This window comes from Mucilaginibacter sp. SJ (assembly GCF_028993635.1).
In the GTDB taxonomy this organism is placed as follows: domain Bacteria; phylum Bacteroidota; class Bacteroidia; order Sphingobacteriales; family Sphingobacteriaceae; genus Mucilaginibacter.
This window is the reverse complement of record NZ_CP118631.1, coordinates 2,619,875-2,632,026: the sequence shown is the minus strand read 5'-3', so window position 1 is coordinate 2,632,026 and position 12,152 is coordinate 2,619,875. Positions and strand designations below refer to the sequence as shown.

7 protein-coding genes are annotated in these 12,152 nt (G+C 43.9%); 6 read left to right on the top strand and 1 reads right to left on the bottom strand.

What is annotated here, in order from left to right:
- Positions 1 to 155: 155 nt before the first annotated feature.
- Entirely contained in the window at positions 156 to 2,447 is a 2,292-nt protein-coding gene (locus MusilaSJ_RS10460; RefSeq protein WP_274989922.1) for a glycoside hydrolase family 20 protein, read from the bottom strand.
- Between the two features lie 357 nt (positions 2,448 to 2,804).
- Between MusilaSJ_RS10460 and MusilaSJ_RS10455 the strand changes: the two genes are divergently transcribed.
- From MusilaSJ_RS10455 to MusilaSJ_RS10430, 6 genes are all read left to right on the top strand, one after another.
- Positions 2,805 to 3,740 carry a ring-cleaving dioxygenase gene (locus MusilaSJ_RS10455; protein ID WP_274989921.1) on the top strand — a complete coding sequence of 312 codons (936 nt, stop codon included), beginning with the start codon at positions 2,805 to 2,807 and terminating at the stop codon, positions 3,738 to 3,740.
- An 8-nt stretch (positions 3,741 to 3,748) separates the two neighbouring features.
- Positions 3,749 to 4,372, top strand: coding sequence for an alpha/beta hydrolase (locus MusilaSJ_RS10450; protein WP_274989920.1), 624 nt, complete (start codon positions 3,749 to 3,751; stop codon positions 4,370 to 4,372).
- 620 nt (positions 4,373 to 4,992) lie between these two features.
- Entirely contained in the window at positions 4,993 to 6,267 is a 1,275-nt protein-coding gene (ltrA, locus tag MusilaSJ_RS10445; protein ID WP_274985539.1) for a group II intron reverse transcriptase/maturase, read from the top strand.
- A 299-nt stretch (positions 6,268 to 6,566) separates the two neighbouring features.
- On the top strand, positions 6,567 to 7,151 hold the full coding sequence (locus tag MusilaSJ_RS10440; RefSeq protein WP_274989919.1) for an RNA polymerase sigma-70 factor: 585 nt from the start codon (positions 6,567 to 6,569) through the stop codon (positions 7,149 to 7,151).
- A 174-nt stretch (positions 7,152 to 7,325) separates the two neighbouring features.
- Positions 7,326 to 8,486 carry a FecR family protein gene (locus MusilaSJ_RS10435; RefSeq protein ID WP_274989918.1) on the top strand — a complete coding sequence of 387 codons (1,161 nt, stop codon included), beginning with the start codon at positions 7,326 to 7,328 and terminating at the stop codon, positions 8,484 to 8,486.
- A gap of 269 nt (positions 8,487 to 8,755) precedes the next feature.
- A complete protein-coding gene (locus MusilaSJ_RS10430) occupies positions 8,756 to 12,106 on the top strand; it encodes a TonB-dependent receptor (protein WP_274989917.1) in 3,351 nt (1,116 codons plus the stop codon).
- Positions 12,107 to 12,152 lie beyond the last annotated feature (46 nt).

The window sequence follows — 12,152 nt, the reverse complement described above, 5'->3', positions numbered from 1 at the left end:
AAAAATAACCGCTGATTAGGGTGATTTCGTTGATTACGCTGATTATGAATGTTGTCTGAACTCGAATTTATTGAATTAAAAGAATGGACAGAATGCTCAGCAAATTCAATAAATTCCCTAACTCAATAAATTCGAGTTCAGACGACCATAGTTCATTAATTCACAATTATCTCATCCACCATCAACCAAGCCTTCGCGCCGGCGATGTATTCACCCGGCGGAATAATCCCTTTGTTAGTTGCTTTTACCCTGATATATCTTGCCTGCTGTGTTTTGATGTTTGCCCTTACAGCGTTGATGCCGTTATCCGGGAAATCAGTCTGGCGGTAAACTTCGGTATAATTACTGCCATCTGTTGATACCTCGAACGTGAGCAATGTTGGCTCCCACATTTTTTGCCAGTGGTATTTTAATATGTTAATGCCAAGCTTTGATATGCTTTGCACGTTTCCAAGGTCAACTACCGCTTCAAGATCATCTCCGCTGAAACCATACCATTGCCCGTCATTATAAAGCTTGCTGCCGAAGATGCCGTTTACCAAACCAAAGGTATTACCCGGACTAAACCCTCCTTGCGGCTGGTTTTTAAGCGTTACCGTTTTGCCTATGGCTTTATGAATGGTAAATGACTTTTCATAGGTCCGGCCCTGCTGCCTGCCATTATTAAAAACAGCTGCTTTAATAATCCCCGATGAGGTTATGGTAATTGCACCCGCATAAATCTTGCTATTTAAACCAGGTGTACTACCATCGTTTGAATAATAAATTTTGCTGTTGGGTAAAGTTGTTTGAAGGTTCAGCGCCACTTGATGATCTACAGTTTCTGTTACCGAATCGGTGATCTCATCAAATACATCAGCCGCGTTTATATTTAACTTTTTGAGCAAAGGCTGCTGGTACCTTAGTCGTTTCAAAAAATCCGGATAGCTTTTATTTTTCTTTGAACTCCAGGCAACTTCAGCCAAAGCCAGCATCCGCGGAAACAATTGCCGCTCGGCCTGTGCGGGATTGGCCATGTATTCGCTCCAGGCATTAGCTTGTACGCCTTTGATATATTTAGCTTCATCGCCGCTCAGGTCGCCGGTTATTGGTTCATAATTATAGACCTTGCTTAGTGGTGTATAACCTCCGCCTGCTAATGGCTCGGCGGGGTAAAGCGATTGGTAATAGTCAAGGTAAACATATTTTTCGGGCGTCATGATGGCATCATGATGTTGTTTGGCGGCAGCTATACCACCTTCTTCGCCAGTCCAGCTCATGACGGTTGCACCGGGGGTAAGCCCGCCTTCCAGGATCTCGTCCCAGCCTATGATCTGCCGGCCTTTGCTGTTCAGGTATTTTTCCATCCTGCCGATGAAATAGCTTTGCAGTTCCTTTTCATCTTTCAGATGCTCGTCCTTAATGCGCTGCTGGCATTTGGGGCAGGCCTTCCATTTGGTTTTAGGGCATTCATCGCCACCTATATGGATATATTTTGAAGGGAACAACGGCAATACCTCATCCATCACATTTTGTAAAAAGGTAAACGTTTCGTCATTGCCGGCGCAATACACATCGTCAAAAATGCCCCAAAATGTTGCGGTTTTATACGGCCCGCCGGTGCAGCCCAATTGCGGATAAGCGGCCAGCGCCGCCAATGCATGGCCCGGCATTTCAATTTCCGGGATCACAGTGATGTGCCTTTGAGTGGCATACTTTACAATTTCCTTAACCTCATCCTGGGTATAATAACCGCCATAACGTACGCCATCAAACTTATGCGGACTATCCTTTTTATGACCGATAATAGTTTCATCGCGGTAAGCCGAAATGCTTTGCAGTAAAGGATATTTTTTTATTTCGATGCGCCAGCCCTGGTCATCAGTTAAGTGCCAGTGAAAAGTATTGATCTTGTATAGTGCCAGCAGGTCTATCCATTTTTTGATAGCTTCGGGCTTGAAAAAATGACGGCTTACATCTAAATGCATTCCGCGGTAGGCAAAACAGGGGTAATCCATAATGGCGCAGCTTTGGACCGTTACTTTTCCATTGGATACTTTTAGTAATTGGATAAGCGATTGCAAACCATAAAACACACCTGCTTCATCATGAGCAATGATCTTGATCTTTTTAGCTGTAATAGACAGCTTGTATCCTTCGGGATGGGTTACTGCTTCACTGTCAATAGTTAAGTAAATGGAAGTATTCAACTTATGACTTACAGGAAGACTAAAACCGGCAGCAGATTTAAAATAAGCATTGAAAAACGTAAGTTCATCCGCATCGATCTTTTGAGCAGTTCCTATGGTTGTTGATTTGTTAAACGTAAAAACCTCGTTTGTTTTTACCATCTTAACGGGTCTCGGAATAATACCTTCTTCCTTAACCTGTGCATGCGCAACCATTGCAAAAAGGATGCACAATAAAATACAACTGAAAAAAATACGGGATGTAAACAGCTTGACCATCAAAGTAAATGTAAAGCCGAATATACTTTTTTTGCAGAAAGGCAGATAAAGAAATTATTGTCTCCTCCGACAAACAGTTTCGCTATAAAGAGCGAAGCGGGTGCTTAGTCCTACCATGAGAAGTAAAAACGGGGGGTGTCATACTGAGCTTGTCGAAGTATGGTGGGCAGGCCTTTGCGCGCGAGTCTTCGACAAGCTCAGACTGACAGGCCTCCTTAAATGAAAACCTTTACCTTCTCAATAAAAAAACACTCCCCCGTTTTTCTTATCCTACATCAAGTGCTGCCGGCGATTTTGACCGTAATTTTGAATCATAATAACACAGCAAGTATTAAAATATTTAAAACAAGGAAAACAATGGAAAACACTATAAACGGCATTCACCACATCACTGCAATTGCAGGCAATGCTAAAAAAAACTATGATTTTTATACCCGTGTATTAGGCTTAAGGTTGGTTAAAAAAACCGTAAACTTTGACGACCCCGGTACTTATCACTTGTATTATGGCGATGGGAACGGTACTCCCGGCTCTATCCTTACTTTCTTCCCCTGGGAAGGCATCACAGCAGGTCGCCGGGGTGCAAGGCAGGTAACTGAAATTGGTTATTCGGTACCTGAAGGTAGCTTGGATTTCTGGTTGAAAAGGTTTGAGGATAACAATGTGATCTACAACAAACCGGCCGAAAAATTTGGTGAGCAGTATCTTACTTTCCTCGATCCTGATGGTTTGAAATTTGAGCTTATCGTTCCCCAAAAAGCCGATAACCGTACGCCATGGGAAACTGCCGAAGTAACCGCAGCCAATGCAACCAAAGGTTTTCACAGCATTACTATTACATCAAATAAAATTGAGGCTACTGCCAAAATATTAACCGGTGTATTAGGCTATCGCTTACTGGAACAGCATGTTAACCGCTACAGGTTTATTACTGATGCTGTCGAAAATGCAGCTATAGTTGATTTGGTGGAAGTTCCGGGAGAAGTTGCCGGTCATGTAGCAGGTGGTTCTGTTCACCACGTTGCGTTCCGCGTACCAAACGAAAAAGTATTGATGGAATACCGTGAAAAGATAGCCAACCTTGGCTTGCATATCACCGATAAAATAGACAGAAACTATTTTTACTCATTATACTTCCGCGAACCAGGTGGTGTTTTGTTTGAGATAGCAACCGATAACCCAGGCTTCGCGGTTGATGAACCAGCCGAATTATTGGGCACAGGATTAAAATTACCTGCACAGTATGAAAACCTGCGCGGCGAGTTGGAGAAAATATTACCATCATTAGTTTAATCAAATAGATGTACAGGCACACAAAACAGGTTGTTTCGGCGGGAGTTCCCGCCGAACAGGCCAAAAAAGCCATCATTATGCTGCATGGCCGCGGCGCATCGGCAAGCAGCATGATCTCGCTTAAGGATCATCTTGAATTAGATGGGTACGCTATCTATGCACCACAGGCCAATCAACATAGCTGGTATCCCTACAGCTTTATGGCCCCGGTTCAAAATAATCAACCGGCATTGGACTCGGCCCTTGAAGTAATTGACGAACTGGTTGAGGACCTCAGGCAAAAAGGAATAGCACAGGAAAATATCTATTTTCTTGGTTTTTCGCAGGGCGCATGTTTAACGCTTGACTATACCGGCCGCAATGCCGGCAGGTACGGGGGGATTATCGCTTTCACCGGCGGATTGATAGGAGAGGAGCTGGTTAAGGAAAACTATAAAGGCGATTTTAACAATACCCCGGTACTGGTCACCACCGGCGACCCCGACCCGCATGTACCAGTTAGCAGGGTTAATGACAGTGTTGAAATATTAAAAGAATTAAATGCGAATGTAACCCTCAAAATATATAAAGGCCGCCAGCATACTATTTCCCATGAAGAAATTGTGCTGGCAAACGAGATACTGAAGAATTGATTGTTTTCAAAGTTGAGTGTTTAAGAGTGGAGAGCTGCCCGGAGGGGCGGCTCTTTTTTTGTGTGCCAGGCACGTGTGTCATCTATAGGGTGCAAGTCCCGAAGACGCATTACAGTGGGAAGTCTTAGCTTAAGGCAAGGAGAAAGTGTGTGAACACAAATCTGAAGGAAGCCAGCGGCAAAAGTTCGAGCCTACGAACAGAAACTGCATATCAGGCGGGATAGTATGGGTGATGCTGCAAAAGAAGCAAAAGCCCGACACTGTACAGGATACTATAACGTAAATGCAGAGGCTACATGAACGGAAAGCGGACACACTTACCCTGGGAGGTCTGCGTAACGACGAGTTCGTAAAGCGCAGAAGTCAGCAAACGTCATATTAGTTCCGAAACGAGCTCCGCAAAGCGGAGAGGTCTCACAAAAGGATGAAGGACTGCATGTTAGAATTGGCCAAGACGCTGATGGCTCTGTGTCGTCACCGCTAACAACGGAACCCCATAAGCGAACTGCCTGCAGGAGGATAGGCCGGAAGCCGAAAGTAAAGTGCAGGAGGAGTTGAGGTGCGACATGCGAACAAGGCGGCTGTAAGCCGGAAACAAATGTTTTTTTTTTAAAAGAAGTATGCTCGAAGAAATACTTGATTACAGGAACATCAGCAAAGCGCTGAAACAGGTAATGAGCAATAAAGGCGCTGGTGGGGTTGACGGTATGCAGACCGATGAACTTCGCGACTACCTGAACGAGCACTGGCGTCCGCTCAAAACAAGTATTTTAGAGGGCAGTTATCAACCAAGCCCGGTACGGAAAGTAGAAATCCCCAAGCCCACAGGCGGTCGCCGGATGTTAGGCATACCAACCGTAATCGACAGGCTCCTTCAACAAGCCATCAGTCAATGGCTAAGTCCGCAATACGAACCGGAGTTTTCCAAAACAAGTTACGGTTTCAGGCCAGGCAAGAACGCCCGTCAGGCGGTCATGCAGGCCCAGGAGTACCTCAATGAAGGTAAAACAAGGATAGTAGAGTTGGACTTGGAAAAGTTCTTCGACCGTGTCAACCACGACAAACTCATGGGATCGCTATCAAGAAAGGTAAAAGATAAACGCATCCTTGCGTTGATCGGCAGCTATCTGCGCAGCGGTATTATGGAAGGCGGGGTTTCAAGCGTCCGATTGGAAGGCACCCCACAGGGTTCACCGCTTAGCCCTCTACTTTCCAACATTATGTTAGATGAACTGGACAGAGAACTTATACGGCGCGGGCACAGCTTTGTGAGGTACGCCGACGATTGCAGCATCTACCTTAAGAACTGGAAATCAGCTCATAGGGTAGAAGGCAGTATTATCCGGTACGTAGAAAAGGAGCTTAAGCTAAAAGTGAACAGGACAAAGACGAAAGTCAGCGCCCCGGCGAAAAGCACGCTTTTAGGCTTCTCTTTCTATCGCAGCAAAGGAAAATGGGAGATACGGCTATCGAATCTGACGGTAAAACGGATTCAAGGTAAGATTCGCCGGCATACGGAGCGGAAGCACCCGAACCCAATAGCCGAAAAGATAAGAGAATTGGAGACGGTCATCATGGGCTGGATAAATTATTTTTGGATAGCCACGGCAAAATCGCAGATGCGAATGTTGGATGAACTGGTACGAACCCGTTTACGGATATGCCAATGGAAACAATGGAAGCTACCAAAAGCAAGGGTGAAGCGGCTAATAAAGCTGGGCGTTAAGAAAAGGAAAGCTTATGAGTGGGGAAATAGCAGTAAGGGATACTGTCGGGTAGCCCACAGCCCCATACTGCAAACCACGCTTAACAATCTGTACTTTAATAACTTAGGATACACAGGGTTCGAGAACAGATACTTTTGGAAAACTAAACACCAGTTATCTATATTCTGACAAACCGCCGTATACCAGACCGGTACGTACGGTGGTGTGAGCGGACGGTAAGGGAGAATTTCACTCCCTTACTTCCTACTCGATTTGCCGGATAGTATTGACTAACCTGTATAATAAATAAGTTATGCTTATGCTTTTTGATAACCTTTAGGTTATTTTATATTAATAACCGGTAGTTTGAAATGATGGTTAAGGGATTCATAATTAGCAGGTAAGCTTATTTTTACTTTTTAAATATATTAAATTAATATTTAAGTAATTTTAGCCTTTGTTTCCCGGACGAACTTAATTGGTAAACTATGCCCGACAAAATTGTGATGAGCGATATGCAGCTCATTGGCCGGCTAAAGGCTGATGATGAAGCGGCGCTTACCATGGTTTACAGGAGGTACTGGGCTTTGCTTTTTAAAGCGGCTTATAACATCTTGAAAGACAGGCAGGCATGCGAGGATATTATCCAGGAACTGTTTATCAAGCTTTGGGATTGCCGGGCCGAAGTGGAGATCACTATATCGCTTAAAGCTTATCTGTATGCATCGGTACGTTACGGGGTTTACAGGCAAATCCGCACAGGGACGCCCGTAAGAAGCGAGATTTTTGACGATCTGATAGAGCGCCTGCACACCCCGGCTACCCACAACACGATTGAGCATAAAGAACTGCTATTGCAAATAAACCAGGTGATTGATACCCTGCCCGAAAAATGCCGGGAAGTTTACAAACTGAGCCGGGAAGAATGTCTTAGCCATAAGGAAATAGCCCTGCAACTGAACATATCCACTAAAACCGTCGAAAATCATTTAACTAAAGCGCTTCGTCAGTTGCGCGGCTCGTTGGGCTCCGCTTTTATCCTGGAAGCGTTGATGTTTTTTTTAGATAAATAATTCTAATTATTTTATGGCGATCTTTCATGATTTGGTAATATCCCAATCGACGATTGGGAAAATAGCAATGTAAAAACGTTTTCTTTTTCTGCCGCCTGAAATTAATTTTAATTTTTTTCATTACGGCGTAGGGGATACCCCTGTTTTTTTACTCTCCCTCACAAAACCATACTTGTGCAAAAAGAAGAATTTTTACAATTGATAGATAAATACCTGGCCGGGCAGGCAACTGCCGCGGAGAAGGAGCAGTTGTTGAATTTTTTCGAAAGCTTTCAGGGTGATACCGACGAATGGGATGAAAAAATAATTGATGTAAAGCAGGAACTGGAAGACCGCATGTTAAGCAACATCAGGCAGGCGATAGCCGGGCCGGTGGCTAACAAGGGTCCAAAAGTTATAAGGTTGCATTTTTTCAGAAATGTTGCCGCTGCTGTTATTCTGTTGGCCGTGTCGGGTACTGCTGTTTATCATTGGTGTAATAAACACTGGCAGCAAAAACTGGTTGTTCAAAACAAAGCAATTGTAAAACACGATGTCGAGCCTGGTGATAACCGGGCCGTTTTAACCCTTGCCAATGGCTCCAAACTGATACTGGATTCGGCTAAGATCGGCTTGCTGAATCAATCGGGTAACATCAGCATTAATAAAACGCAGGATGGGCAGGTGGTTTACACCGCGGATAAAGACCAACAGCAAAACGGCCCGGTTGCCTATAACACCATTAGCACCCCCAGGGGCGGCCAGTACCGGGTAGTGCTTCCTGATGGTTCAAAAGTTTGGCTTAACTCTGCCTCGTCACTAAAATTCCCTACGGTATTTACAGGTGCCCAACGTGAAGTTGAACTCACTGGCGAGGGATATTTTGAGGTGGCTAAAAATAAAGCGAGGCCTTTTAATGTGAAGGTTAAAGACATTGAAATAGCTGTGTTGGGTACACATTTTAATATTATGGCCTATACTGATGAGGCCGCTGTTAAAACCACCCTTCTTGAAGGATCGGTGAAATTAACACAGGGTAATGTAACTAATACGTTAAAGCCCGGTCAGCAGGGCGTAATAAACAATAAAGGCATTAAAATTATTGATGTTGATACCGACGAAGCGGTAGCCTGGAAAAATGGCTTCTTTGACTTTGAGCGGGCAAACATACAAGATATTATGAAGCAGCTTTCGAGGTGGTATGGTACCGAAGTAGTATACGAAGGTAAAATACCTGATGATGAGTTTGTAGGTAAGATCAGCAGGGATGTAAAACTATCGCAGGTATTGCACATTCTTGAATTAAGCCACGTGCGTTTTAGGATTGAGAACAAAAAAATAATTGTTACGCCTTAAATAGCGGCAGCTGATTCTTAACTGCTAAACCCAAAACTATGAAGAAACACTGACGATAAAATCTCAAAATATTCCAACCTAAGCTCCCCTTATCTAAATGAAAGAAAAGCCGGAAGCGCTGCAACGCTTCCGGCATAATGAATTGGATCAAGCTTTCCTGAGTTTTCAATAACAGATTTTTTTAACCCAAACATCACGAAGTTATGCATTTAAACTTTACTGGTAAAGTATTTAGTGCCTTTGGTACACATTCAAAACTGTTTTTGACGATGAGATTAACCGTCTTATTATTAACTCTCGGCTGCCTGCAGCTAAGTGCAAAAAGCTTTTCACAATCCATAACCCTCAATGCGAGGGGGATAGCACTTGATAAAGCTTTTAAAGCAATTGAAAAGCAAAGCGGCTATTATTTCTTTTACAGGTATAAGGATATTTCAAAAACCAAGCCGGTTAATCTTTCACTAACTAACGCTTCATTACAGGAAGCGTTGCAGCAATGCTTCAAGGATGAGCCCTTAACGTATATTATTGATGATAAAAATATCATCGTAAATAAAAAGAAAACGCCCGATGTAAGCACTGCCCAGGTACCCATAACCATAAGCGGTATTGTGGTAGATGATAAAAATCAGCCCTTACCAGGTGTTAATGTTAAAGTAAAAGGTACCAATGTTGGTGCCATAACCGGGGTGGACGGTAAGTATACCTTAAATGCCGAAGATAATGCAGTTTTGGTATTTACATTTATCGGTTTTCAAACCAAAGAAGAACCGGTTAATAAAAGAACAACTATCAACGTTGTTTTAAGTGAAGATAACAAGGAATTAAAAGAGGTAGTTGTTGTAGGCTACGGCAACCAGGAGCGTAAGGATGTAACAGGCGCTGTTGGTTCGGTAAAAATGGCGAATGTTAAGGAAATCAAAACGGCGAGCCTTGATCTGAAACTGGCCGGCCAGCTCGCGGGTGTGACCGTAAACCAGGTAACCGGTACTCCGGGCGGTGGTGTTTCTGTAAATATACGCGGTGCCGGTTCAGTGGGTGCCGGTGATGATCCTTTATATGTAATAGATGGTTTCCCCATTTCCCCGGGATTTGATCAATATCAAAATCCTTTAAGTACCATCAATCCGGATGATATTGAAAATATCAGTGTATTGAAAGATGCTGCTTCTACAGCGATTTATGGTTCGCGCGGGTCAAACGGTGTTATTTTGGTCACTACCAGGAGGGCGAAAAAAGGTGAGTCGTCAGTCACGGTAAATACTTCAACAGGAATCCAAACCATATTGCCCAAAAGCAAATTAAAAATGATGACAGCCGAGCAATACGCGCAATGGCGTATTGAAGCTTTGCAGGATCTGGATAAAGTGAACGGGGTACCGTTCAGCATGGACCAGGTGCCAGAGGCGTTCAGGAATCCAAAAGTACTTGGCAAAGGTACTGATTGGTATGATGCAGTTACCCGTAATGCGCCTATGCAAAATTATGATGTTACTGTTTCAAATGGTACCGATAAAGTGCGCTCTTTGTTTTCATTGGGATATTTTGATCAGCAGGGTACGGTGCTTAATACCGGATTCAGGAGATATTCGGTAAAAGCCAATATGGATGCCGATCTGTTTAAAAATGTTACGGCCGGCCTTAGCATCGCTCCAACTTACAGCCAGCGTAAATTACAACAAACAGACGGGCATTTTGACCAGGCTGTATTAAGCCAGGCCTATCTTGAAAGCCCGCTTACGCCGGTAAAACAGCCCGACGGTTCATATACTAATGTGGTAGGTTCGGAGGGAAACGGGAATATTGCAGGTACAGCACTTAACGCCAATCCGGTAAGTGAGCTGGTTAATACCACTAATAAGTATTCACAATTCCGCACGTTGGCTAACACATACGTTAACTGGGAAATAATTAAAGGCTTAGATGTAAAATCTACTTTTGGTATTGATTATCAGAATAGCAATGGCGATTACTTCCGTCCGTCGTTTTTAGGAAGCTTCCGCATTCCCAATAAGGACGGAACCCAGGTCAAAGCTGTAGGATCATTTAATTCGTCTAATTCCTTCAACTGGCTTAGCGAAAACTCCGTAACCTACAAAAAAACCTGGGGCAATCATACCTTAACTGTTTTGGGCGACTATTCGATACAGCAGGAAACCAGCCACTATCGTTTAACCTATGGCACCGGTTTTCCCGACGATGTAGTCCGTTCGGTAAGGGCCGCTACCATTATCACGGCTGATGCCGGTGACGAGGAATGGAGGCTATTATCGCTGATTGGAAGGGTGAACTATGCATATAAGGATAAGTATTTATTAAGCGCCTCCATACGCCGCGACGGGTCGTCAAGATTCGCGCCGGGGCACCGGTGGGGAACTTTCCCTTCGGTATCGGGCGGCTGGCGGATCTCTGACGAATCATTCTTCCCAAAAACAAATGTGATCGATCAGTTGAAATTCACAGCCAGCTACGGTCACGCGGGCAATAACAGCGTGGGTAACTACGATTATATAGCCACTGTAGACGAAACCAATTATACTTTTGGCGGAGCACTGGCTCCCGGAAAGTCAATTACCGATCTCGGTAATGCTGAAGTTGGCTGGGAAACAACCAAACAGTTTGATATAGGCATGGACCTTTCTTTATTTAAAGGCCGGGTTTACTTAATTGCCGAGTATTATAACCGCTTTACCGAACGGTTACTGCAATATATACCCGTGCCGATAGCTTCGGGCTACGGATATGCTTTATCAAATGTTGGCAACGTGCGTAACCGCGGTTTTGAGTTTACGGTAACAACCAAAAACATAGTTAGCAAAGCTTTTAACTGGAGTACAGATTTTAATATATCGTTAAATCGTAATAAGGTTATAAGCCTTGGCCCTACACCTCAAATCTATGACGCGCCCCGGAATGACAACCCAACCAGTATTACACTGGTAGGGTTGCCGCTTGGGCAGTTTTACGGATATATTTTCGAGGGTATATTCCAAAGCCAGGCCGAACTTGACAAATACCCGCATTTTGAAGGTGAAAATGTAGGCAATATCAGGTATAAGGATGTTAATAATGACGGCGTTATTGATGGTAAAGACCAGGTACCTATTGGCAACCCCTGGCCTAAATTTACATTTGGTTTTAACAACCACTTCAGTTATAAACAATTTGACCTGAACATTATCTCGGCCGGCTCGGTAGGGGGGCATGTGTTTGATATGTACAAACAGTTTACAACCAATTTGGATGGTATTTTTAATGTTGAGCAAAGTGTTATAAACCGCTGGAGGTCACCGCAGCAGCCGGGAGCCGGCATATTGCCCACCACAACTTCAAACACTGGCCTTGCCCGCGATTTTTATCCCTCATATTGGGTAGTGAGCAACTCGTATTTAATGGTGAAGAATATTGATCTCGGTTACAATTTCAAAACAAAATTCAGCAAAAACTTCAGGGTATACTTCAGCGCTCAAAATGCCATCCTGATTACAGGTTATAAAGGAGGCAGCCCCGAGGTTGGCATTGAGGGACAACAGGGTAACCGTTCGTTATCACCCAATGTGAATTTTACAGGCTATCCGGTTTCGGCAATTTACACATTAGGTTGTAACGTAACATTTTAGTCAGTACAGCGATTTTTGAAAACACAATTGAGCAACATTAAGAATC

Bases quoted from the DNA above. Each gene is read 5' to 3' on its own strand.
- MusilaSJ_RS10455 (WP_274989921.1), top strand. From the start codon at position 2,805: ATGGAAAACACTATAAACGGCATTCACCACATCACTGCAATTGCAGGC.
- MusilaSJ_RS10440 (WP_274989919.1), top strand. From the start codon at position 6,567: ATGCCCGACAAAATTGTGATGAGCGATATGCAGCTCATTGGCCGGCTA.
- MusilaSJ_RS10430 (WP_274989917.1), top strand. From the start codon at position 8,756: ATGAGATTAACCGTCTTATTATTAACTCTCGGCTGCCTGCAGCTAAGT.
- MusilaSJ_RS10460 (WP_274989922.1), bottom strand. From the start codon at position 2,447: ATGGTCAAGCTGTTTACATCCCGTATTTTTTTCAGTTGTATTTTATTG.
- ltrA (WP_274985539.1), top strand. From the start codon at position 4,993: ATGCTCGAAGAAATACTTGATTACAGGAACATCAGCAAAGCGCTGAAA.
- MusilaSJ_RS10450 (WP_274989920.1), top strand. From the start codon at position 3,749: ATGTACAGGCACACAAAACAGGTTGTTTCGGCGGGAGTTCCCGCCGAA.